26 protein-coding genes are annotated in these 22,013 nt (G+C 68.9%); 9 read left to right on the forward strand and 17 right to left on the reverse strand.

Translation table 11 applies throughout. The features are described from left to right. The first annotated feature begins 58 nt into the window (after nt 1-58). On the forward strand, nt 59-1,042 hold the full coding sequence (locus ACXC9Q_RS39930; protein ID WP_457062063.1) for a nitrilase family protein: 984 nt from the start codon (nt 59-61) through the stop codon (nt 1,040-1,042). Here ACXC9Q_RS39930 and ispF read toward each other — a convergent pair. Genes ispF through ACXC9Q_RS39945 form a run of 3 tightly spaced genes read right to left on the reverse strand, consistent with a single transcriptional unit; the run spans nt 1,036 to nt 2,744 of the window. After that, nucleotides 1,036-1,506, reverse strand: a complete 471-nt coding sequence (ispF, locus tag ACXC9Q_RS39935; RefSeq protein WP_457062065.1) for a 2-C-methyl-D-erythritol 2,4-cyclodiphosphate synthase — start codon at nt 1,504-1,506, stop codon at nt 1,036-1,038. The genes ACXC9Q_RS39930 and ispF overlap by 7 nt on opposite strands. After that, the gene (gene ispD / locus ACXC9Q_RS39940) at nt 1,503-2,198 is read right to left on the reverse strand and encodes a 2-C-methyl-D-erythritol 4-phosphate cytidylyltransferase (protein ID WP_457062066.1); all 696 of its coding nucleotides are present in this window, start codon (nt 2,196-2,198) and stop codon (nt 1,503-1,505) included. The genes ispF and ispD overlap by 4 nt, the downstream gene beginning before the upstream one ends. A 60-nt stretch (nt 2,199-2,258) precedes the next feature. Beyond that, the gene (locus ACXC9Q_RS39945) at nt 2,259-2,744 is read right to left on the reverse strand and encodes a CarD family transcriptional regulator (protein WP_012918679.1); all 486 of its coding nucleotides are present in this window, start codon (nt 2,742-2,744) and stop codon (nt 2,259-2,261) included. A 275-nt stretch (nt 2,745-3,019) separates the two neighbouring features. Here ACXC9Q_RS39945 and ACXC9Q_RS39950 point away from each other — a divergent pair, with 275 nt between their 5' ends. Next, a complete protein-coding gene (locus ACXC9Q_RS39950; protein ID WP_457062069.1) occupies nt 3,020-3,586 on the forward strand; it encodes a hypothetical protein in 567 nt (188 codons plus the stop codon). Between the two features lie 25 nt (nt 3,587-3,611). On the opposite strand, the gene ACXC9Q_RS39955 is transcribed toward ACXC9Q_RS39950, so the two are convergent. The 3 genes from ACXC9Q_RS39955 to ACXC9Q_RS39965 all read right to left on the reverse strand — a co-directional run bounded on the left by ACXC9Q_RS39955 (nt 3,612) and on the right by ACXC9Q_RS39965 (nt 6,605). Continuing rightward, complete coding sequence (locus ACXC9Q_RS39955; protein ID WP_457062070.1) at nt 3,612-4,628, reverse strand: iron-siderophore ABC transporter substrate-binding protein; 1,017 nt, start codon at nt 4,626-4,628, stop codon at nt 3,612-3,614. Between the two features lie 88 nt (nt 4,629-4,716). Continuing rightward, entirely contained in the window at nt 4,717-5,394 is a 678-nt protein-coding gene (locus ACXC9Q_RS39960) for a response regulator transcription factor (protein WP_131353111.1), read from the reverse strand. Further along, a complete protein-coding gene (locus tag ACXC9Q_RS39965; RefSeq protein WP_457062073.1) occupies nt 5,391-6,605 on the reverse strand; it encodes a sensor histidine kinase in 1,215 nt (404 codons plus the stop codon). The genes ACXC9Q_RS39960 and ACXC9Q_RS39965 overlap by 4 nt, the downstream gene beginning before the upstream one ends. Before the next feature lie 206 nt (nt 6,606-6,811). Here ACXC9Q_RS39965 and phoU point away from each other — a divergent pair, with 206 nt between their 5' ends. Together phoU and ACXC9Q_RS39975 are read left to right on the forward strand one after the other, a co-directional pair. Continuing rightward, the gene (phoU, locus tag ACXC9Q_RS39970; RefSeq protein ID WP_457062074.1) at nt 6,812-7,519 is read left to right on the forward strand and encodes a phosphate signaling complex protein PhoU; all 708 of its coding nucleotides are present in this window, start codon (nt 6,812-6,814) and stop codon (nt 7,517-7,519) included. A 283-nt stretch (nt 7,520-7,802) separates the two neighbouring features. Further along, entirely contained in the window at nt 7,803-8,036 is a 234-nt protein-coding gene (locus ACXC9Q_RS39975; RefSeq protein ID WP_457062075.1) for a hypothetical protein, read from the forward strand. Here the strand turns inward: ACXC9Q_RS39975 and ACXC9Q_RS39980 are convergent. From ACXC9Q_RS39980 to ACXC9Q_RS39995, 4 genes are read right to left on the reverse strand one after another with little or no spacing between them, the layout of a single operon-like run. After that, nucleotides 8,017-8,763, reverse strand: a complete 747-nt coding sequence (locus tag ACXC9Q_RS39980) for a phosphoglyceromutase (RefSeq protein WP_457062076.1) — start codon at nt 8,761-8,763, stop codon at nt 8,017-8,019. The genes ACXC9Q_RS39975 and ACXC9Q_RS39980 overlap by 20 nt on opposite strands. A gap of 10 nt (nt 8,764-8,773) precedes the next feature. Then, a complete protein-coding gene (locus ACXC9Q_RS39985) occupies nt 8,774-9,262 on the reverse strand; it encodes a YbjN domain-containing protein (RefSeq protein ID WP_457062078.1) in 489 nt (162 codons plus the stop codon). Next, nucleotides 9,259-10,551 carry a D-inositol-3-phosphate glycosyltransferase gene (mshA, locus tag ACXC9Q_RS39990; protein ID WP_457062080.1) on the reverse strand — a complete coding sequence of 431 codons (1,293 nt, stop codon included), beginning with the start codon at nt 10,549-10,551 and terminating at the stop codon, nt 9,259-9,261. Before mshA ends, ACXC9Q_RS39985 begins: the two co-directional genes overlap by 4 nt. A 4-nt stretch (nt 10,552-10,555) precedes the next feature. Next, nucleotides 10,556-11,461 carry a helix-turn-helix domain-containing protein gene (locus ACXC9Q_RS39995; RefSeq protein ID WP_457062082.1) on the reverse strand — a complete coding sequence of 302 codons (906 nt, stop codon included), beginning with the start codon at nt 11,459-11,461 and terminating at the stop codon, nt 10,556-10,558. A gap of 131 nt (nt 11,462-11,592) precedes the next feature. Between ACXC9Q_RS39995 and ACXC9Q_RS40000 the strand changes: the two genes are divergently transcribed. Further along, nucleotides 11,593-12,342, forward strand: coding sequence for an SDR family oxidoreductase (locus ACXC9Q_RS40000; protein WP_457062083.1), 750 nt, complete (start codon nt 11,593-11,595; stop codon nt 12,340-12,342). On the opposite strand, the gene ACXC9Q_RS40005 is transcribed toward ACXC9Q_RS40000, so the two are convergent. Then, complete coding sequence (locus tag ACXC9Q_RS40005; protein WP_457062085.1) at nt 12,339-13,508, reverse strand: amidohydrolase family protein; 1,170 nt, start codon at nt 13,506-13,508, stop codon at nt 12,339-12,341. The two genes, ACXC9Q_RS40000 and ACXC9Q_RS40005, sit on opposite strands and share 4 nt — an antisense overlap. Nucleotides 13,509-13,569: 61 nt before the next feature. Here ACXC9Q_RS40005 and ACXC9Q_RS40010 point away from each other — a divergent pair, with 61 nt between their 5' ends. Then, the gene (locus tag ACXC9Q_RS40010; RefSeq protein WP_328524184.1) at nt 13,570-14,316 is read left to right on the forward strand and encodes an SDR family NAD(P)-dependent oxidoreductase; all 747 of its coding nucleotides are present in this window, start codon (nt 13,570-13,572) and stop codon (nt 14,314-14,316) included. Nucleotides 14,317-14,506: 190 nt separating this feature from the next. On the opposite strand, the gene ACXC9Q_RS40015 is transcribed toward ACXC9Q_RS40010, so the two are convergent. Further along, nucleotides 14,507-15,142 carry a TetR/AcrR family transcriptional regulator gene (locus ACXC9Q_RS40015; RefSeq protein WP_457062086.1) on the reverse strand — a complete coding sequence of 212 codons (636 nt, stop codon included), beginning with the start codon at nt 15,140-15,142 and terminating at the stop codon, nt 14,507-14,509. A 280-nt stretch (nt 15,143-15,422) separates the two neighbouring features. Here ACXC9Q_RS40015 and typA point away from each other — a divergent pair, with 280 nt between their 5' ends. Further along, nucleotides 15,423-17,285 carry a translational GTPase TypA gene (gene typA, locus ACXC9Q_RS40020; RefSeq protein ID WP_457062087.1) on the forward strand — a complete coding sequence of 621 codons (1,863 nt, stop codon included), beginning with the start codon at nt 15,423-15,425 and terminating at the stop codon, nt 17,283-17,285. A gap of 200 nt (nt 17,286-17,485) precedes the next feature. Then, the gene (locus ACXC9Q_RS40025) at nt 17,486-18,046 is read left to right on the forward strand and encodes a L,D-transpeptidase (protein WP_457062089.1); all 561 of its coding nucleotides are present in this window, start codon (nt 17,486-17,488) and stop codon (nt 18,044-18,046) included. A 29-nt stretch (nt 18,047-18,075) separates the two neighbouring features. On the opposite strand, the gene ACXC9Q_RS40030 is transcribed toward ACXC9Q_RS40025, so the two are convergent. Further along, nucleotides 18,076-18,579 carry a macro domain-containing protein gene (locus tag ACXC9Q_RS40030; RefSeq protein ID WP_457062090.1) on the reverse strand — a complete coding sequence of 168 codons (504 nt, stop codon included), beginning with the start codon at nt 18,577-18,579 and terminating at the stop codon, nt 18,076-18,078. Between the two features lie 88 nt (nt 18,580-18,667). Between ACXC9Q_RS40030 and ACXC9Q_RS40035 the strand changes: the two genes are divergently transcribed. Then, complete coding sequence (locus tag ACXC9Q_RS40035; protein ID WP_457062091.1) at nt 18,668-19,459, forward strand: L,D-transpeptidase family protein; 792 nt, start codon at nt 18,668-18,670, stop codon at nt 19,457-19,459. A gap of 27 nt (nt 19,460-19,486) precedes the next feature. Here the strand turns inward: ACXC9Q_RS40035 and ACXC9Q_RS40040 are convergent, their stop codons facing one another. From ACXC9Q_RS40040 to ACXC9Q_RS40055, 4 genes are all read right to left on the reverse strand, one after another. Continuing rightward, nucleotides 19,487-19,837, reverse strand: a complete 351-nt coding sequence (locus ACXC9Q_RS40040) for a DUF2516 family protein (RefSeq protein ID WP_405071045.1) — start codon at nt 19,835-19,837, stop codon at nt 19,487-19,489. A 103-nt stretch (nt 19,838-19,940) separates the two neighbouring features. Then, nucleotides 19,941-20,462: a hypothetical protein gene (locus ACXC9Q_RS40045; protein ID WP_457062092.1), complete on the reverse strand. Its 522-nt coding sequence runs from the start codon at nt 20,460-20,462 to the stop codon at nt 19,941-19,943. 33 nt (nt 20,463-20,495) lie between these two features. After that, nucleotides 20,496-20,960 carry a helix-turn-helix domain-containing protein gene (locus tag ACXC9Q_RS40050; RefSeq protein WP_457062094.1) on the reverse strand — a complete coding sequence of 155 codons (465 nt, stop codon included), beginning with the start codon at nt 20,958-20,960 and terminating at the stop codon, nt 20,496-20,498. Between the two features lie 73 nt (nt 20,961-21,033). Beyond that, on the reverse strand, nt 21,034-21,990 hold the full coding sequence (locus ACXC9Q_RS40055; RefSeq protein WP_457062095.1) for an asparaginase: 957 nt from the start codon (nt 21,988-21,990) through the stop codon (nt 21,034-21,036). Nucleotides 21,991-22,013 lie beyond the last annotated feature (23 nt).

Raw genomic sequence — 22,013 nt, forward strand, 5'->3', positions numbered from 1 at the left:
TGGAATCGTACCGAACGGCTATTGGACGTCATCGATACCCGGGCGTTTCGATGGTCGTATGACAGCCTTCCGCGCCGCCGTCGTCCAGTTCGAACCGACGCCCGATCAGCCCGCGATCAATCTCGCCACGGTTGAGCGGCTGGCCCGGCAGGCGGTCGCCGACGGCGCCCGGCTGGTCGTGTTTCCCGAGCTGTGTCTGCTCGGCTACTGGCACCTGCGCCGGCACACCGCCGAGCGGCTGCACGAACTGGCCGAGCCGGCCGACGGGCCGCTGATCAGCCGGATCCGTGCCCTGGCGAAGGAACTGGACGCAGGTCTCGGGGCCGGCTTCCTCGAGGATGCCGATGGCAAGCTGTTCAACTCGTACGCCGTCTGCCTGCCCACCGGCGAGGTCCACGTCCACCGGAAGCTGCACGCGTTCGAGCACGAGGCGATCGCCAGCGGGTCGTCGTACACGGTGTTCGACACGCCGTGGGGGTTCCGGGCCGGGGTGCTGATCTGCTGGGACAACAACCTGGTGGAGAACGTCCGGATCACGACGTTGCTCGGCGCAACCGTCCTGCTGGCGCCGCACCAGACCGGCGGGACGAGCTCCCGCAGCCCGCACGGAATGAAGCCGATCCCTGTCGACGTATGGGACAACCGGCGGCAGGATCCGGAGGCCGTACGCGCTGCCTTCGACGGGCCGAGCGGGCGGGGGTGGCTGATGCGGTGGCTGCCGGCGCGGGCCCACGACAACGGCCTGTTCGTCCTGTTCAGCAACGGTGTCGGCCGGGACGACGACGAGCTCCGGACCGGGAACGCGATGATCCTCGATCCGTACGGCCGGATCGTCGCCGAGACGCCGGTGCCCGACGAGGCTGTGGTGGTCGCCGACCTGGACCTCGAGCTGGTGCCGATGGCAACCGGCCGCCGCTGGCTCCGCGGCCGCAGGCCCGAGCTCTACGGCCTGCTCACGCAGGTCATGGGAGACGAGCTGGACCCGAGGGCTGCACGCTTCTCGACGGATCCTGTCAGCCTGCCGGGACCGGAGGGTCAGTAGATCAGGGCGATCGCGATCGCCGCGATGCCCTCGCCGCGGCCGGTGAACCCCAGGCCGTCGGTGGTTGCGGCGCTGACCGACACCTCGGCATCGCAGGCCGCGCTGAGCACCTTCTCCGCCTCCTGCCGGCGGGCACCGATCCGCGGCCGGTTGCAGACGATCTGGACCGAGACGTTGCCGATCTCGAACCCCGCGGCCCGCACCCGCCGAGCAGCCTCCGCCAGGAGGGCGACTCCGGCGGCACCGGCCCACTCAGGCTCGGCCGTGCCGAAGTTCGACCCCAAGTCACCCAACCGCGCCGCGCTCAACAGCGCGGTGCAGATCGCGTGCGCTGCCGCATCCCCGTCCGAGTGCCCCGAAAGCCCGGATGTCTCTTCCGGCCAGTGCAAACCGGCCAGCCACATCGGGCGGCCTTCCTCCAGCGGGTGTACGTCGATGCCGTTCCCGACCCGTGGGACCTTCACGCCAGCCGCCTCTCCGCCAGCAACGCCTCGGCCAGCAGCAGGTCCTGCGGTCGCGTCACCTTGAACGCGTCCGGCGACCCCTCGACGGTCATCACGATGACTCCGAGCCGCTCACACAGCATCGCGTCGTCGGTCGCCCCGACCACGCCGGCGGCATGCGCACGACGCAGTACGGCGGGATCGAACCCCTGTGGCGTCTGCACGGCGACCAGCGACGACCGGTCGGGTGTATCGACCACTTCACCGGTCGGCGCGACCCGCTTGATCGTGTCGGTCACCGGCACCACCGGTACGACGGCCTGGGCGCCACCGCGGACCGCCGCGACGACCCGCTCGATCACGTCGACCGGGACGAAGGCGCGCGCCGCGTCGTGCACCAGGATGCAGTCGATCCCGTCGACCGGGACCACGTCGAGAGCCGTGCGCACCGAGTCGGCCCGCTCGGTGCCGCCCGGGACCACGAGCAGCCGGGCGTCACCGGCGTACGGCTCGAGTTCCTTGCCGACGGCCTCTTCGGTGCCCGGCGGGACGGCGACCACGAAACAGCTGAGGTCGGCGGCGATCGCTGCCTTCAGTCCACGGACCGCGTGGACCAGCAGCGATTCGCCACCGACCTCTCGAAACGCTTTGGGTGTCTCACCACCGAGCCGCAACCCGAGCCCGGCCGCCGGAATGATCGCCGCGGTGCTCATGCGAACTCCGGGCAGGACGGCAGGATCACGTGTTCCGACTCGACCTGATCGTGGTGCTGATCAGGAGGCGAGGACCTCGTCGAGGATGGCCTCCGCCTTGTCCTCGTTGGTGTGTTCGGCCAGGGCCAGCTCGGAGACGAGAATCTGGCGAGCCTTCGCCAGCATCCGCTTCTCACCGGCGGACAGACCACGGTCACGCTCACGGCGCCACAGGTCGCGAACGACCTCCGCCACCTTCATCACGTCACCGGAGTGCAGCTTCTCCAGGTTCGCCTTGTAACGACGCGACCAGTTGGTCGGCTCCTCCGTGTGCGGCGCCCGCAGCACGTCGAAGACGCGCTCCAGACCGGCCTGATCCACGACGTCACGCACGCCGACAAGATCGAGGTTGCACGCGGGGACCCGGACGACCAGGTCGTTCTGAGCGACGATCCTCAAGACCAGATAGGTCTTGTCCTCACCTTTGATCTGACGGGTCTCGATGTCCTCGATGACGGCCGCACCATGGTTGGGGTAAACAACCGTCTCGCCGACTGTGAAAGTCATATGTCACGTGCCCCTTTCCGAGTCCTATCCTACCACGCGGTCGGTGGTCCGGTCGGGACGTTTGCGCTGGTCAGAGGCCACTTCTCGCCTTGACAAACGCTCTCAGCCGTGCCTCGCGCGTGCGTGAACTGTTGCCTAGGACACCACTCCGGGACCTCCGTGACCCCCGGCGAGACCCCTCCCGCCGTCGGGTCCGGCCGGGCCGCGGGCTACGCTTTGGTGCGCCGGAGGCCGCTGCCTGACGGCGTCGAACAGCTTGTACGAGAGGGATTCCAGTGCCGATCACGTTGTCCTCGCGGTCCGTCCGGCGTACCGCGCTGGCGGGTGCCGCCGCCACTCTCAGTATCGCGCTGGCGGCGTGCAGCGCGAGCTTCGATGCGCAGACCCAGAAGCCGTACCAGGCGGCAGAGGGCACCAACGCCGACTCCGGCTCGCTCCACGTCCGGAACATGCTGGTGCTGGCGGACCCGGACGGCAAGGGCGAACTGCACACCGTCATCGTCAACGACGGCATCGAGGACGACACCCTGGTCAAGATCTCGCAGGCCCCCGCCGGCACGCCGGACGGGCAGGCCGGCGGCGACCAGCCCGCCGACGTCACGTTCAGCGAGATCAAGACGCCGCTGGACCTGAAGGCCGGGACGTCGACGCTGCTGCCGCCGGCGACCGGTACGGAGACCGACAGCGGCGAGGCGAGCGGCGACCCGATCACGGTCACCGGCGGCAAGCCGGGCCAGGTGGTCAACGTGACCATCACCTTCGGCAAGGCGGCGCCGATCACCACCTACATCCCGGTGCTGAGCGACGACTACTACTCACCGGGCCCCCTGGGCGAGCAGTAGCCGTCCAGCACCCTGTCAGCCCTGGTCAGCCCTTGGCCTGGGCTGCCTTGGTCAGGCCCGGCAGCATCCTGTCCAGGACCCACGGGACACTCAGCACGCTGACGGCGCTCATCCCGGAGATGACCTGCTGGTCCTGCAGGGCGTAGGCCCCGCCGCGCTCGACCGCGCCGAGCGACGAGAAGACCGGGTCGGACAGGAACTTCTGCGTCCCGATCCCGTCGACGTACGCGACCAGGACGTCGGCGTCGACGTCGGCGATCTTCTCCTTACTGATGGCGAGGGAGAACTCCTTCTTCGTGTTGGTCTTCTCCAGCGCCTCCACGCCCGGCGCGTTCTTGAAGCCCATCTCGTTCAGGATCTGCACCCGCGGGTCGCCCGGCATGTAGACGTAGTTGTCCGGGCCGAACGAGCCGACCGTGATCGTCTTGCCCTTGAACTCCGGGTGCTCGCTCGCGACCTGGGCGATCTTGTCCTGGATGCCGGTGATCAGCTTCTCCGCGTCGGCCTTCTTGCCGAGCGCCTCGCCGACCAGCAGCGTCTGGTCCTGCCAGGTGGTCTGCCACGGCGCCCCCGGGTACGCGACCGTCGGCGCGATGCCACTCAGAGTCTTGTACGTCGCCTCGTCGAAGCCCTCGTACGGCGCCAGGATCACGTCCGGCTTCAGCGCCGCGATCTTCTCGAACGGGTACTTGTCGCCGGTGTCGAGCAGCGTGGTCTTCGCCGGGTCGAACTCGCCCGCGCCCCAGGCAGTGGTTCCCGCCGCGGTTTGGCCGTACGTGACCTTCGGCATCCCGACCGGGGTCTCACCGAGGGCGTAGACCACGTCCTGCGCGTTCCAGCCGAGCGTGACGATCCGCTCGGGCTTCTTGGTGATGGTGGTCTCGCCGAACGTGTTCTTCAACGTGACCGGGAACCCGGCGGACGCCGTACCGGCCGAACTGCCGGCCGACTTGCCGGCGTCGCTGCCGCACGCGGCCAGCGTCGTCGCGACCAGTACGGCGGTGACAGCCGCACCGATCACGCGGGGACGGGACCAGGACATGGTGACTCTCCTCAGAAAAGCGGGGTGCCTCAACTAAGGAGAGCCTAAGCTAACCCCGGAGGTCGTGGCGACCTGCCGGGGATGTGACTCAGGACTCGAACTTGTAGCCCAGACCACGCACCGTGACCAGATGCTGCGGGTTCGACGGGTCCTTCTCGAGCTTGGAACGCAGCCGCTTGACGTGCACGTCCAGGGTCTTGGTGTCGCCCACGTAGTCGGCGCCCCAGATCCGGTCGATCAGCTGCCCGCGGGTGAGCACCCGGCCGGTGTTGCGCAGCAGCATCTCGAGCAGCTCGAACTCCTTCAGCGGGAGCCGGATCTCGGTCCCGGACACGGTCACCACGTGCCGCTCCACGTCCATCCGGACCGGTCCGGCCTCGAGCGTGTCCGGCAGCAGTTCGACATCCTGACCGCGGCGCAGGACGGCGCGGATGCGCGCCAGCAGCTCCCGCGGGCTGTACGGCTTGGTCACGTAGTCGTCCGCACCGAGCTCGAGGCCGACGACCTTGTCGACCTCGGTGTCCTTGGCACTGACGATGATCACCGGGACGTTGCCCCGGCTGCGCAGTGCCCGGCACACCTCCGTGCCGGACAGACCCGGCAGCATCAGGTCGAGCAGGACGATGTCCGCACCGGCCCGGTCGTACTCGTCCAGCGCGTCCGGTCCGGTCTCCGCGACGGCGACCTCGAACCCTTCCTTGCGCAGCACGTACGACAACGCGTCGCTGTAGCTCTCTTCGTCTTCGACGACCAGCACTCGGGTCACGAAGCTGCCTCCTTGGTCCTGTCTGACGGGGTGGGCGTCAGGTAGATGGCCGGCTCGTCCTGGCTGGAGGAGTCGGTCTGGCCCGCGGCGGGTTCTAGCCGCAGCGGGAGTCTCACGGTGAAGGTGGATCCCTGGCCCTCGACGCTCCAGACGCGCACATCGCCACCATGGATGGAGGCGATGTGCTTGACGATCGAGAGGCCGAGGCCGGTGCCACCGGTTTCGCGGCTGCGGGCCCGGTCGACCCGGTAGAACCGCTCGAAGATGCGTTCCAGGTCGCTGCTCGGGATGCCCACGCCCTGGTCGGAGACGGTGACCTCGACCAGATCGCCGATCGGGTGCGCGGCGACCGCGACCCGGGTGCCGTCGGGGCTGTAGTTGACCGCGTTCTCGACCAGGTTGCCGATCGCGATGGACAGCTGGTCCTCGCTGCCCATCACTTCCAGGGCCGGCTCGGTCTTCACCACGATCTTGATGTCGCGATCCTCGGCGTCGACCCGGCAGCGATCCACCGCGCTCTCGATGACGGCGTTGATGTCGACCGGGCCGGGGTTCTCCAGCGGGTCGTCACCCTGCAGCCGCGACAGCTCGATGATCTCCTTGACCAGCCGGCTCAGCCGGGAGGCCTCGACCCGCATCCGGTCGGAGAACCGCTGCACCGCCTCGGGATCGTCGGACGCCTCGGACACCGCGTCGGCGAGCAGGATCAGCGCGCCGACCGGGGTCTTCAGCTCGTGGCTCACGTTGACGGTGAAGTCCCGCCGGATCGCCTCCAGCCGGCGCTCCCGGGTCCGGTCCTCGACCAGGACCAGCACCAGCTGGCTGCCCAGCGGCGCAACCCGGGCGCTCACGTACTGCGTGGCACCAAGCCGGCCGCGGACGATCTCGAGGTCCTGCTGCCGGATCTCGCCGTCGCGGCGGACCGCCCGGACCATGGTCAGGATGCCGTCGACCACCAGCCGCTCACCCCGGACGAGGCCGAGGACGTGCGCCGGCGCGCTGGCCTGGAGCACCTGGTCCTCGGGACCCATCACCACCGCGGACGAACGCAGTACCGACAGAACGGTGGCGACGCCGTTGGGCACGATAGGGTCGGGGGACTCCGGGATCTTGCGCTGGGCCCGCTCGGAAAGCATCATCGCGCCGAGCGAAAGCAGGGCCAGGGCCGCGCCGATGACGCCGCCCAGCACCGCAGCCAGCGTGGGGTCCACGGCAACGATGCTACGCGGGCAACCAGCAGGGAAAGACCGAATGATCACCGGATGACCGGGACACGACCTAACTGTTCATCGGTCGTTCACCACTCGTCGCCATCCGGCAACCTCGACGGCATACGGTCACCGGTGGGCGGGTACAGGCAGGTGCCTGCCACCCCGCTCACCGTGGCACCGGACACCACAGATCGGAATCGAACACAATGCGTGACAGCTACCACGAGCAGCTCGACGACATCCTCGCCGAGCTCGAACGGATGACGCGGACGGTGTCCACCGCCGTACGCCGATCGACCGCGGCCCTGCTGGAAGCGGACATCCGCAGGGCCGAAGAGGTCATCGCGGCCGACATCCAGCTGGACGCGGCCGGTGAAGGTGTGGAGGAGAAGGTCTTCGAGCTGATGGCGCGGCAGTCGCCGGTCGCCAACGAGCTGCGGATGCTGGTCGCGGCGCTGCGGATGGTGGCCGACCTGGAGCGGATGGGCGACCTGGCAGCGCACGTGTCGAAGATCGCCCGGATGCGCTACCCGGCCCCGGCGATCCCGGCCGAGCTGCACGACGTGATCGAGGAGATGGGCACCGTCGCGGGCAAGATGGTCGACGCGGCCGGTGACGTGATCTCGTCCCGCGACGTCGAGGCGGCCGGCAAGCTCGAGGCCACCGACGACCAGATGGACAAGCTGCGGAGCAACCAGTTCCGGCTGATGATGGACGACGCCTGGCCGCACGGCGTCGAGGTCGCGGTCGACATCGCGCTGCTCGGCCGGTACTACGAGCGCATCTCCGACCACGCCGTCTCGATGGCCCGCCGGGTCGTCTACCTGGTCACCGGCGAGCTCCCGGTCGCCGTCGGCGGCACCGCAGCCGGCTCCGGCGCCGGCGCCTCCACCCCCAACCCGAACGGCAACTGAGCTCCACCAGCCAGCAGGCGCCTCCGGCAACAGTTGCCGGAGGCGCCCTTTCGCGTGCTCCGCACATCGGGGACCGCCTTCGCTTGCGCCTGCCCGCCGCCCGACCCGCGAACACGAGCACTCCCGAAGCGCAGTACAGCCCTCGGCTACCGGCGACCTTGTGCACGGATCAGGCACCGCAACAGCTCCCCGATGGTTGCTCGGTGCTCAAGGTGGTCGCACAGGTGGGTGGTGCGAGCGGGTGGCGCGGGGCCTGATCTGCCCTTTCCGATAGCGTCCTGGCATGGACGAATCTCTCACCGACCGACTGATCAACACTGACCTGTCAGCCCTGAACAGCGCCGAGATGCGCGCACATCTCGACGCCGTGGAGCAGCACATGAGGCACCTGAACAGGTCCGAGCTCACTCTGTTGGAAGGCAGTCCGGAGGTGGTCGCACAACAACCCCACCTGCAGGACAGACTCGCCTACCTCCGCTCGCTCGATCTCCAGGAGATCAGCGGCCCTGGTTCTTGACGGCTTCGATGGCTTCTTTGGCGGCGGTGGGGTCGAGGTACTCGCCGCCGGGGGTGAGGGGGTGGAAGTCCTCGTCGAGCTCGTAGTAGAGCGGGATGCCGGTCGGGATGTTCAGGCCGACGATGGTCTTCTCGTCCAGGTTGTCCAGGTGCTTGACCAGGGCGCGGAGCGAGTTGCCGTGCGCGGCGACCAGGACGGTCTTCCCGGCCCGCAGGTCCGGCACGATCGCGTCGTACCAGTAGGGCAGCATCCGCTCGACGACGTCCTTCAGGCACTCGGTCGCGGGCATCAGCTCCGACGGCAGCCCGGCGTACCGGGGGTCGCCGGCCTGGTCGTACTCCGAGCCGCGCTCGATCGCCGGCGGCGGCGTGTCGTACGACCGCCGGAACAGCATGAACTGCTCCTCGCCGAGCTCCTCCAGGGTCTGCTTCTTGTCCTTGCCCTGCAGGCCGCCGTAGTGCCGCTCGTTCAACCGCCAAGACCGCCGTACGTCGATCCACTGGCGGTCGGCCACCTCGAGCGCGATGTTCGCGGTGCGGATCGCCCGGCGCAGTACCGAGGTGTGCAGCACGTCGGGGAGCAGGTCGCGGTCGCGAAGCAGCTCGCCGCCGCGCTGCGCCTCCTCGACACCGCCCGCGTTCAGGTCGACGTCGACCCAGCCGGTGAACAGATTCTTGGCGTTCCAGTCGCTCGTGCCGTGGCGGAGCAGGATCAGGCGATAGGTCATGGCTGCCAGCCTACTGGGGCTCCAGCCAGCCCTTGAACGCGTCCAGGTTTCGAGTGGATTCACCCCGGGCCACGCGCCACTCGTACTCCTTGCGGATGGAGGACGCGAACCCGAGCTCCAGGATCGTGTTGAACGACGTGTCGGCGTACTCCAGCACCGCGCCGAGCAGCCGGTCCACCTCGGTCGGCGTGATCGCGTGCAGCGGGACCCGCCCGTCCAGGTGGATGTCGCCCAGGTGGTCGACGGCGAACGCGACGCCGTACATCTTCAGGTTCCGCTCCAGCAGCCAGCGGTAGACCGCGGCGTGGTTCTCGTCCGGGTGCCGGGCCACGAACGCGTGCACCTGGACCGACTGCGCCCCGACCGTGAGCGTCACCGTGGTCTTCAGCTTGCGCTCCCCCGGCAGGTCGGCGGCGAAGACGCCCGGCTCGCTCTCGGTGAACTCGAGCTCGTTCTCGGTCAGGACCTGGCGGATCACGTCCGCCGCCGACACTCTCACCCAGCCACCTCCGCCGCGATCTCCGCGGCCATCGTCTGCGCGGCGGTCCGGTACGCCGCCAGCGTCTTGCGGGCGGTCAGCTCCCAGCCGAAACCCTGCGCGTGCTTGACCGCCGCCCGGCTCATGCTCTCGCGGGTGAGCGGATCCGTCGCGATCCGGCCCAGCGCGTCGGCGAAGTCGTCGACGCTGTGCCCGCGCACCAGCAGCCCGGTCTGCCCGTCCAGCACCGCCGTACTCAGGCCACCGACCGCCGCCGCGACCACCGGCGTACCGCAGGCCTGTGCCTCCAGCGCGACCAGCCCGAAGGATTCCGAGTACGACGGAACGCACACAACTGATGCGGCTCGGTACCAGTCCGCCAGCACCGGCCGCTCCATCGGCTTCACGAACCGGGTCACGTCGTCCACCCCGAGCGCCCGGGCCAGCTCGGCGTGCGCCTCGGGGTGCTCCATGCCGTTGCCGGACGGACCGCCGATGATCGCGACGATCAACCGCTCCCGCAGCGACGGGTCGCGCTCGAGCATCCGCGCGGCCGCCCGGATCAGCAGATCGGGCGCCTTCAACGGCTGGATCCGCCCGACGAACGCCAGTACGACGGCGTCCGCCGGCACCCCGAGCGTGTGCCGGGCCGAGGCCTGATCACCGGGGCTGAACATGTCCAGATCCACGCCGGGGTTGACCACCTCGACCTTCGCGGGCTGAGCGCCGTACAGCGTGATCAGCTCCTGCGCCTCGTCGTCGGTGTTGGCCAGGAGGCGATCCGCGGACTCGACCACCTGCTCCTCGCCGATCAGGCGCGCCGGCGGCTCGGGTACGTCGTCCTCGGCCAGGCTGGCGTTCTTCACCTTGGCCATCGTGTGCATGGTGTGGACGAGCGGGACGGCCCAGCGGTCGCGGGCGAGCAGACCGACCTGCCCCGACAACCAATAGTGCGAGTGGATCACGTCGTACCAGCCGGGCTCGTGGATCGCCTCGGCCCGCAGGACAGCCCGGGCGAACGTGCACAGCTGGGCGGGCAGTTCGTGCTTGGTGAGTCCCTCGTACGGCCCGGCCGCGACGTTGCGAACCATCACTCCAGGCATCAGCTCGACCCGGGCGGGCAGCGCGGACGACGTCGCCCGGGTGAAGATGTCGACCTCGATCCCCAGGCCGGCGAGCCGCTTGGACAGCTCCACCACGTAGACGTTCATGCCGCCCGCGTCCCCGGTGCCCGGCTGGTCGAGCGGTGAGGTGTGCAGGCTGATCATCGCGACCCGCCGCGGTGGACGGTCTGCGGACGATTCGGTCACGTGGTCAGGGTAGCTCCGGCGTCTGCGTCGGGAATCGGGACTTCTCCCTATCCGCCGGGCCGCCCACCTCGTGCTCCGGCGCCGCCCAGCTCGCGAGCAGCCGCAGATTCTGCTCGGACGCCGACGCGGGCTCGACGGTGTAGGTGACCAGCAGCTGATCCGGGTCGCCGGGCAGTTGCAGGGTCTCGTACCGCACGCTGATCTCGCCGACCAGCTGATGGTGCAGGACCTTCGTCCCGAAGCTCTTGTCCTTCACGTCGTGCCGGGCCCAGTGCTCGCGGAACTCGGGGCTGTGGATCGACAGCTCACCGACCAGTTCGGCCAGCTCCGGGTCGTCCGGGTAGCGGCCGGCGTACATCCGCAGGTAGTCGACGCTCTCGGCCGCGACCGCGTCCCACTCCGGGTAGAAGTCGCGCGAGGCCGGATCCAGGAACACCATCCGCGGCACGTTCCGCTCCTTCGGAGACAGGCTCGCGAAGTCCGCGATCAGGGCAGCGGCCAGCCGGTTCCACCCGAGCACGTCCATCCGGCGGCCGAGCACGAACGCGGGTACGTCGTCCATCGAGTCCAGCAGCCGCTGCATTCCGGGCCTGATCCGTTGCGTCGCCGCACGGCGCCTCGTCGTACGACGGACCGGTTTCGCCAGCCGGGCCAGGTGCTTGCGCTCGTCCACGGTCAGGCCGAGCACGTCCGCGACCGCGTCGAGGATCTCCTGCGAGACGTTGTCGGTGCGGCCCTGCTCGAGCCGGACGTAGTAGTCGGCGCTGACCCCGGCCGCCTGGGCGAGCTCCTCACGACGCAGCCCCGGCACGCGGCGACGGCCGCCGAACACCTTGAGTCCGAGGTCCTCGGGCTGCACCCGGGCCCTCCGTGACTTCAGGAACTCGGTCAGCTCCACACGGCGATCCATGACTCCAGTATCCAGATCGGCCGGGTCCGGAGCCTGGTCCTGCCAGAACCAGGTTCAGCAGACATCTGGGTAGCGTCCGGCGATCGCCACAGGATCGTGTCATCAACCTTCGCAACCACTTGGAGAACACGATGACGAACCTTCCGCTGGCCGGCCGTAACGCTGTCGTCACGGGCGCCGCGAGCGGTATCGGCGCCGCGATCGCCGAGCGGCTGGCGGCCGACGGCGCCGCGGTCGCACTGGTGTCGCGGCGGCAGGACCGGCTGGACGACCTGGCCGGCAAGCTCGGCCCGCAGGCCTTCGGAGTCGGGCTGGACGTGACCTCACAGGACTCGGTCGATGCCGGGGTGGGCCGGATCCACGAGCGGCTGGGCCAGGTCGACCTGCTGGTGAACGCCGCCGGGGTGATGCTCGCGGCCCCGGTCGAGCAGGTCCGGCTGGACGACTGGACCCGGATGATCGACACCAACCTGACCGGTGCGCTGCGCTTGATCGGCGCGTTCACGCCGGACCTGATCGCGGCCGGTTCTCAGGGCCGGACCGCCGACCTGGTGAACATCTCGTCGATCGGCGCACACCTGGTCTTCCCCGGGTACGGCGTCTACAGCGCGACCAAGGCCGCCCTGACCCATCTGTCCACGTCCCTGCGGGCGGACCTTTCGCCGTACGACGTGCGCGTCACCAACATCGAGCCCGGGCTGACGGACACGGAACTGGCCACTCACCTCGACGCCGACGGTCAGGACCTGATCGCCGAGATGAACGACCAGATCGGCGCACTTACCGCGACCGACATCGCCGACGTCGTCACGTTCGCGGTCAGCCGCCGTCGCGAGCTCAACCTCCGCCAGATCATCGCCCTCCCGACCCGCCAGGCCTAAGCCTCGCGACCACCCAGATAAACCGCGACCGGGCCGGCCAACGCCGTGATGTCCTCGGTCGGGTCACCATCGACGAGCAGGAGGTCCGCGTCGGCCCCGGGCCGGATCCGCCCTTTGCGAGCGCCGAGACCGAGCACGTCGGCGGCGACGGCCGTGGCGGTGGTGAGTGCCACGATCGCCGGAAGGCCCGACTGCACGTACTCGGCGAGGGTCGCCGGCAGGAGCCCGTGGGGTTTGGCCCGCCCGATGCCGCCGTCTGACCCGGCGACCAGGCGGACTCCGCCGTCGTACAAGCGGTGAACGACCTGCTGCAACGCGGCCTCGGTGATTCCGGCCCGGGCGGACACGGCCAGGATCTCCGGCGGTACGACGACCGATCTGTCCGACCCGAGCGTTCCGCAGACCGCGATCCCGGAGGCGGCGAGTGCGGCGAGTAGGTCGTCATCGATCGTCACGCCGCCGGCCGCCAGACAGGTGCAGTGCTCGATCCCGTCCACACCGGCGGTCACAGCCTGACGTACGGCGGCCAGCGCGTGTGCGTGTGCGGTGATCGGAAGGCCGACCGCGTGGGCCTCCGACACGGCTGCCGCCAGCTCGATCGGGGTGAATTGCGGGCTCAGCGCGTCGCTGCCGGGCGTCACCGGACCGCCGCTGCCCATGATCTTGATGACATCGGCACCCTTCTCGGCGCGACGGCGTACGGCCGCGCGGATCTGCTCCGGGCCGGCCACCTCACCACCCAGCCACCAGCAGTGCCCGCCCACGCTGGTGAGTGGGGCGCCGGCCGCGATGACCGTCGGCAGCCCGCTGACGCCGCGGTTCCGCCAGTCCAGGACGGCGTCGTTCGAGTCACCGAGGTCACGGACAGTGGTGACCCCGGCGTCGAGGTGGATCCGCAACGACTGCTCGATGGTGGCGAAGATCGTGCCTTCGGTCGCGTCGCGCAGCCGGTCGAGGGCGCCCGGGCCACTGTCGCCGGTGAGGTGCACGTGGGCGTCGAGCAGTCCGGGCAGGATGGTGCCGCCCGGCAGTTCGCGGATCGGCCAGTCGCGCGGCGCCTCCCGGTCGGTGTCCGTGATCCGGCCGTCCTCGACGAGAACGACCCGGTCGTCCAGCATCCGCTCGCCGTCGAAGATCCGGTCTGCCCACAGCGCGATCCTGGTCATGTCGGCAGTTTGTCCTGAGACGCGGTTCAGCGTCAGGTCACGTGAGTGGAAGACTTGGCGCATGACTTCCGACCGTCCTCTTGCCGTGGTGACCGGAGCGAGCAGTGGGATCGGGGCCGCGTCGGCGCGGTACCTGGCCCGCGAGGGTTTCGAGGTGATCTGCGCCGCGCGGCGGCTGGATCGGATCGAGGCGCTGGCCAAGGAGATCGACGGGCGCGCGGTGCGGTGCGACGTCACGTCGGCCGACGACGTGGCCGCGCTGGCCGCCGCCGTCGGTGACCGGCTGGCGGTGCTGGTGAACAACGCCGGCGGCGCCTTCGGGTTCGAGCCCGTCGCCGAGGCGGATCTGGACGCCTGGCGGCAGATGTTCGAGGTGAACGTGATCGGCGTCGCGGCCGTCACCAAGTCGTTGCTCCCGGCCCTCATCGCCGGCCACGGCACGATCATCGTGATGGGCTCGACCGCCGGCCAGGTCGCCTACGAGGGCGGCGGCGGGTACGTCGCCGCCAAGCACGGCGCCAAGGCGGTCGTCGACACGCTGCGGCTGGAGCTGTTCGACCAGCCGGTGCGGGTCTGCGAGATCGCGCCCGGCATGGTCCGCAGCGAAGGCTTCGCGCTGACCCGGTTCGACGGCGACCAGGCCAAGGCCGACGCCGTGTACGCCGGAGTCGCCGAGCCCCTCACCGCCGACGACATCGCCGACATCGTCGCCTGGATCGCCACCCGCCCGTCCCACGTCAACATCGACCGCCTGACCGTCCGCCCCCGAGCCCAAGCCGCCCAGCACAAGGTCCACCGCGTTCAGTAGGGCCGCACTCCGACCTGGATAGAGGTGTCACACAATCGGGGTCGTCGTACGAGCCGGATGGAGTGGAGTGCACCGGGGAGCCTCCAAGCCGCCGTCCGGGACTGCCGAGCGCGCTTCGCCCACGTCGGCCCTCGCGCTCGAAGTTGCGGGGAAACAAATGTGCACCAGGTGACGATTAGTTTCCCCGCTACTACTTCGCACGGAGTCGGTCCACCGGCGGGGACGAGACGGGGAGTGGACTGGTGGGCTCCGGCAGGTTGTAGCCGGCGTACAGGCGGCGGCGGATGTCTTCGACGGGGAAGGTCTCGCAGTAGATCGCGAGCTTGACCGTCACGCCCTCCAAGGTTGCTCTGAGCAACATTTCCTCGACGGCGGGGTCGGCCGCGCCGCGGGCGGTGAAGATGGCACGGATCGCGTCCTCGACCAGGGCCAGGCGGTCCGACTTGGCGGTCTCGACCCGGGCGAACACGTCGTGCGTGCCAGGCTGCATCATCAAGCTGATCGCGAGCCGCTGGATCGGGAGCGTGGTGGCGGCCGCCATCAAGCCGCCGTCGATGATGCCGGCGAGGCGTTCGTCAGGCGTCCCCGGAATGGTGAGGATCGCGGCGATGCCGTCCAGCCAGCGGTCGAGCAACTCGGCGGCGAGTTCTTCCTTGGTGGCGAAGTAGTACGCGACCAGGCCGCGGGAAACGCCTGCCCGGGCGGTGATCTCCGAGATGGACGCGGCCTCGTAGCCCTTGGCCGCGAAGACCTCCAGCGCGGCGGCCAGGATGCGCTCCCGGGAGCGCTCTCGCAGCTCCTGGTTGACGGTGGCCGACCGCGGCACGATCCCTTTCCTTCGGTCAAGGCCCTGAAGCGCCGGACAATCCCCGTCTTTAGCCCGGCGCTCCCGGGCTGACCCCCCGTTATTTCAGGCCCCTCCCCAGGCGCCTTCTATAGACTGGACGTCCGGTCAACAAAAGTCAAAGGGGCTTCCGATTCGTGGACACGAACGGTCACCGGTAGGATGAAGGGGCTGCGCCCTGCGTCGAGTGGCCTTCTCGAGCGACACAACACGCCGTAGCCACCGCCTGACACTCAGTCCTATCTGCTTGGAGCGCTTCCCCATGCCTGTCCGTAACGACCTGCGCAATGTCGCGATCGTGGCCCACGTCGACCACGGGAAGACGACCCTCGTCGACGCGATGCTCTGGCAGTCCGGCGCGTTCGGCGCACACCAGCACGTGGACGAGCGAGCGATGGACTCCGGCGACCTGGAACGTGAGAAGGGCATCACGATCCTCGCCAAGAACACCGCCGTACGGCACAAGATGGCCAACGGCGAGCAGATGACGCTGAACATCATCGACACCCCCGGCCACGCCGACTTCGGTGGTGAGGTCGAGCGCGGCCTGTCGATGGTGGACGCGATCGTGCTGCTGGTGGACGCCTCCGAGGGTCCGCTGCCGCAGACCCGGTTCGTGCTGCGCAAGGCGCTGGCGCGGCAGATGCCCGTCATCCTGGTGGTGAACAAGGTGGACCGCCCGGACGCGCGGATCGCCGAGGTCGTCGACGAGACCTACGAACTGTTCCTCGACCTGCTCGACCACGACGCCGACCAGTCCGCCCTCGACTTCCCGATCGTCTACGCCTCGGCCCGGGCCGGCCGCGCCTCGCTGAACGCGCCGGCCGACGGCGGGCTGCCGGACTCCGAGGACCTCGAGCCGCTGTTCGAGGCGATCCTGGCCAACGTGCCGGCCCCGGAGTACACCGAGGGCGCGCCGCTGCAGGCGCACGTCACCAACCTGGACGCCTCGCCGTTCCTCGGCCGGCTCGCGCTGGTCCGGGTGCACGAAGGCACCCTGAAGAAGGGCGCCCAGGTCGCGTGGTGCAAGCACGACGGCACGATCCAGAAGGTCAAGATCACCGAACTGCTGATCACCGAGGCGCTCGAGCGGGTGCCCGGCGACTCGGCCGGACCGGGTGACATCGTCGCGATCGCCGGTATCCCGGAGATCATGATCGGCGACACCCTGGCCGACCCGGACGATCCCAAGCCGCTGCCGTTCATCACCGTGGACGAGCCGGCCATCTCGATGACCATCGGTACGAACAGCTCGCCGCTGGCCGGACGGGTCAAGGGCACCAAGGTCACCGCCCGCCTGGTCAAGGACCGGCTCGACCGCGAGCTCGTCGGCAACGTGTCGCTCAAGGTGCTGCCGACCGAGCGTCCCGACACCTGGGAGGTGCAGGGCCGTGGTGAGCTGGCGCTGGCCATCCTGGTCGAGCAGATGCGCCGCGAGGGGTACGAGCTGACCGTCGGCAAGCCGCAGGTCGTCACCCGCGAGATCGACGGCAAGCGGCACGAGCCGGTCGAGCGGCTGACGATCGACTGCCCCGAGGAGTACCTCGGCACGGTCACCCAGCTCCTCGCGGTCCGCAAGGGCCGGATGGAGCAGATGACCAACCACGGCACCGGCTGGGTCCGGATGGAGTTCCTGGTGCCGGCCCGCGGCCTGATCGGCTTCCGCACCGAGTTCCTCACCGACACCCGCGGTACGGGCATCGCGCACCACGTGTTCGAGGGATACGAGCCGTGGTTCGGCGAGCTCCGCACCCGGCCGTCCGGGTCGCTGGTGTCGGACCGGTCCGGCGCCGCCACGTCGTACGCGATGATCAACCTGCAGGAGCGCGGCACCATGTTCGTGGAGCCGACCACCGAGGTTTACGAGGGCATGATCGTCGGCGAGAACTCGCGCTCCGACGACATGGACGTCAACATCACCAAGGAAAAGAAGATGACGAACGTCCGCTCCAACGCGGACGAGTTCGAGAAGCTGGTCCCGGCCCGCAAGCTGTCCCTCGAGCAGTCGCTGGAGTTCTGCCGCGAGGACGAGTGCGTCGAGGTCACCCCCGACGCGATCCGGATGCGCAAGGTCGCCCTCACCCAGCTCGAGCGGTCGAAGCTCGGGCGCAAGAGCAAGAGCTGAAGGGCTGCTAGAGCACGAACTGGAAACGGTCGCCGGAACAGCGCGAACCGAAAGACATCGGTGTGATACACCATTCTTCGGCCGGTCGCGGGGGCTGCGTCGGTCGCGGGTGAGGAAGTTCCGGATCGTTACCAACCAGACGTCAGTCGATGACGTCTGTCTTTGTGCAAGCAACTCTGTTGGGGGAAGGACAAGGAAACATGGGCATTCTGCGTAAGCTCGGCGCTACTCTGACGGCCGCCGCGTTCGTGGGCGTCGGCGCACTTTCCGCCACCACGACGGCCGATGCCGTCACGGTCGCACCGAAGGTTGCGCCCCAGGTCGTGGTCGCGCCGCAGAAGGCGGCCACGGCGGCGTCGTCCAGCGCGGTGGTGGGCAAGTACCGCCTGGACAAGCGTTGTCTGACGAAGGGCCGGGTGCTCTGCATCAACAAGAAGACCCGGAAACTGGTGTACGTCGTGAACGGCAAGGCGGTCCAGGTCGCGGACGCCCGCTTCGGCGCCCGCAAGACGCCGACCCGCAACGGCGTCTTCAAGGTCTACCGCAAGTCGAAGAACCACGTGTCGTCCCTGTACCACTCGAAGATGCCGTACGCGATGTTCTTCAGCGGTGGCCAGGCAGTGCACTACTCCTCGGACTTCAAGGCCCGTGGCTACAACGGCGCCTCGCACGGCTGCGTGAACATCCGGGACAAGAAGAAGATCGCCTGGATCTTCGCCCGCATCAAGGTCGGCGACAAGGTCGTCGTCTACAGCGGCTGATCAGCAAGCGCTCGACAGCGGCCGGGGAGTCACTCCCCGGCCGCTGTCGCGTTCTGGAAGGCCTTGTAGAGCCGCGGTTCCACCAGACAGAAGGTCGCTGTGGCAACGCCGGTCGCCGTCCGGCGCAGCGTCTGTACGGCGATGTCCGCGGCGAACCCGGCCGGCCAGCCGTAGATCCCGGCCGACACCGCCGGCAGGGTGAGCGTCTTCACGTCGAGCTCGTCCGCGACCCGCAAGGCGTTGCGGTAGCAGGACTCGAGCAGCGCCGGATCCCGTTGGCCCGCGGTGTAGTTCGGCCCGACCACGTGGATCACGTACGACGCGGGCAGCGAGCCGGCTGTGGTCCAGACCGCCGTACCGGTCGGGGTGCCGTTCGGGTACCGCTCGATCAGCTCCGCGAGGATCTCCGGACCGCCCGCGTGATGGATCGCGCCGTCCACGCCACCACCGCCGCGCAGGGCGTGATGGGCCGCGTTCACGATCGCATCGGCCGGCACCGTGGTGATGTCGTTGGTGCTGAGAACGATCTCCATGCGGAGTTCCTCCGGTACGCTGAGCCAACCGAAAGACCGGTGAGGACGTCCCACAAGTGTAGGGACGGGTCGATCAGAGGGGTGTCCGATGCGTGGGCTGATCATTCGCAACGTACTGACCGGACTGGTCACGGGCGCCATCTTTGCTGCCCTCCTCAGTTCCGGAACGAGTGCGACGGCGAGCCCGAACGACCTCAAGACGGTGCCGTTCGAGGTCAGCGGTGAGCTGCCGATCTACCCGAAGGCGCTGTGGAAGAACGGCTCCACCGGGACCAACGTGCGCAAGGTCGAGGCGCGGCTGGTGCAGCTCAAGCTGCTGGAGAAGCGCTATCAGGACGACGAGTTCGGGACGATGACCCGGTCCGCGGTGAAGAAGTTCCAGCAGTCCAAGGGCATTCCCCAGCTCGGATACATCGACCAGAACACGTTGACCAAGCTGGCCGCGGTCACCCACGAGCCGACGCAGACCGAGCTCTTCCCGCCGGCGCCGGTGGTGAGCGGCAAGAAGCTCGACCCGCGCTGCGCGACCGGCGCGGTGATGTGCATCGACAAGTCCACCCGCAAGCTGCGGTACGTCGTCGACGGTGTCGTGAAGATGCAGCTGGACGTGCGGTTCGGGGCGGTGAAGACGGCAACCCGCGAGGGCAGCTTCACGGTCGGCTGGAAGAGCCGGAACCACGTCTCCAAGCTGTACGACTCGGCGATGCCGTTCGCGATGTTCTTCAGCGGCGGCCAGGCGGTGCACTACTCGTCCGACTTCGCGGCCCGCGGCTACAACGGCGCCTCGCACGGCTGCGTGAACGTCCGTGACCTGGGCAAGATCAAGGTCCTGTTCAGCGAGATCAAGGTTGGCGACAAGGTGATCGTCTACCGGTCGTAGTACGGCGTCGCCGTACGGCGGGGTGGGTCAGAGTGGGCGTGGGCCCCGGCGGCGGCGGATGCCCCAGCCGCCTCGGCCGCGGCCGGCGGCGGCACGCAGGGCCGGGCGGGCGTCGACCAGGTAGACGGCGGACGCGACGATGCCGATCAGGCCGAAGAAGCTGAGCCAGCCCTGGAAGATCTGACTGAGCGTGAACACGATCAGGATCAGCATCCACCCGGGCTTGGTGAGCTTGTCCGCAGCGACGAACACCGCCCGTGGCCGGAAGCCGGCGTCGATCAGGGCGACCAGCTTGAGGCCGAGCAGCACCCACCAGATGATCTCGAGCGGACCTGCGAACCCGGGAAAGAGGTTCGGGAACGTAGCGAGTGGGAGCATGCCTACGAGCCTAACCGAAAGACCGGGTGGCCCACCTCTGCTCGGTCGCAGATCGGGGCCACCCGGCCGGAGGATTCACCCACAGGTGGGCTGATCGTTACCGTCAGTCGCCAAGCTTGGCGGCGCCGTCGGCGGCGGCCTTGGACGCGGTCTTCGCGGTCTTGCGGGCGCTGGTCGCGGTCGCCTTGACGTTGCGGGTCGCGCTGTCCGCGGTCTTCTTGGCGGTGGTCCGGGTCGCCTTGGCCTTGCTCACCGTGGTCTTGGCCTGGGTGACGAAGTCCTCGGTGGCCTTCTGGGTGCGGATCCGCTCCACCAGGTCCTTGCCGCGGCCGGCCAGGTCCTCGTAGGTCTCCTCGGCCTGGCCGAGCACGGTGGTGAAACCGTGCTGCGCGACGGCCGGCAGCTCACGCAGCTTGGCCGGGGCGGTCCGCGCGTCGGCGACGAGGGTCTCGAAGCGCTTGGCGAACTCGGTCTGAGCCTTGGTCAGCTCGGTCTGCAGGGTCTTCTGGTCCAGCTTGGCGAACCGGGCGGTGACGTCCTCGCTGACCGCGCGGAACTTCTCCACCGCGAGGTCGCCGGCGCCGGCGATCGCGTAGAACGGGGTGACAGGCGTACGGGTAGCCATCAGGCTTCTCCTCGGATTTTCAGCAGGAAACAGTTACTTGGTGGTGCGCTTGCTTGCAGGGGTCTTCTTGGCCGTGGTCTTCGCAGCCGGTCTGGCAGGAGCCGGCTCGTCGGTCTCGTCAGGGGACGTGTTCTCACGGACGAAGGACGCGTAGACGTCCAGCAGGACACGCTTCTGCCGCTCGTTCAGCGCGGGGTCGAGCAGGACGGCGTCGACCACGCCCGCGGCCCGCCGGCTGTCCGAGCTGTCGTCCGGATCGAGGATGCCGGCCCGTACGTACAGGGTCTCCGCGGAGATCCGCAACGCCTTCGCGAGCTGCTGCAGCACATCGGCCGACGGTTTCCGCAGGCCGCGCTCGATCTGGCTCAGATACGGGTTCGACACACCGGCCAGGTCCGACAGCTGCCGCAACGACAACTGCGCATGCCGCCGCTGCTCGGCGAGGTACTCCCCGAGGGAGCCCACCGCCCCAGCCGCACGATCACTCAACTTGGCCATGCGTCCATTGTGCTAGCAACCTGCTTGCAATTGCAAGCAGGCCCACCGTGAGCCCGCTCACGCGGGCCGTGAACTAGCTGAAAGCCGAAGGGTGGGGCTGGACGGCGCCGACCTGGACGCCGCCGCCGAGGAGGGGGAAGTGGAGGTGGCGCTCGATGGTGTCGTTGGTGATGCCGAGGCGTTGCAGGGTCGCGGCCATGACGACCTTGCGAGCGCGGGCCTGGCCGTCCTCGAGTTTCAGGGCGATGCCACGGCCGTCCGCGAGGCCGACGGCGTACACGCCTTCGGCGCCGGCCTTGCAGAACAGGCCGTCGACGGCGCGCATCAGCTCGGCCTCGTCGCGCGTACTCCCGCTGGCGTACTCGGGGTGTGCGCGGAAGGCTTTGACGACGCGTGCCTCCAGGGTCTCCGGGGCCGCGGCGGCGAACAGGCCGAAGGAGCGGGCCAGGCCGGACAGCGTGAGGGCGAAGATCGGCGCACCACAGCCGTCGACGGCGATGTACGAGGCCTTCTCGCCCGCGGAGTCCTCGATCGCGGTCCGGATCTCCTTCTGCAGTGGGTGATCCGGCGAGCGGTAGTCGTCCAGCGGCCAGTCGTTGACGTGACAGGTCAGGATCATCGCGGCGTGCTTGCCCGAGCAGTTCATCGTGATCGGCTCGGGGCCGTGGCCCGCGCGTACCCAGGCGTCCCGGGCCGCGTCGTCCAGCGGATACTGCACCGGCGTCCGCAACGCCGACTCGTCCAGACCGGCCTTCGCCAGGATCCGGCGTACGCCGTCCAGGTGGAACTGCTCGCCGGAGTGCGACGCGCCCGCGAGCGCGAGCAGCTCGCCGTCCAGGTCCAGGCCGTTACGAAGCATGCCGAGCGCCTGCATCGGCTTGTTCGACGAGCGGGGGAACATCGGCTGGTCGACGATGCCGGCCGACCAGGCCACACTGCCGTCGGGGTTCGTCACCACGACGGAGCCACGATGATGGCCCTCGACGAAGTCGCTGCGGACGACGTCGGCCAGGATCACAGGTTCGGTCACGGCTGAACTGTACAGGTGCAAAA

It is taken from the genome of Kribbella sp. CWNU-51, assembly GCF_054073265.1.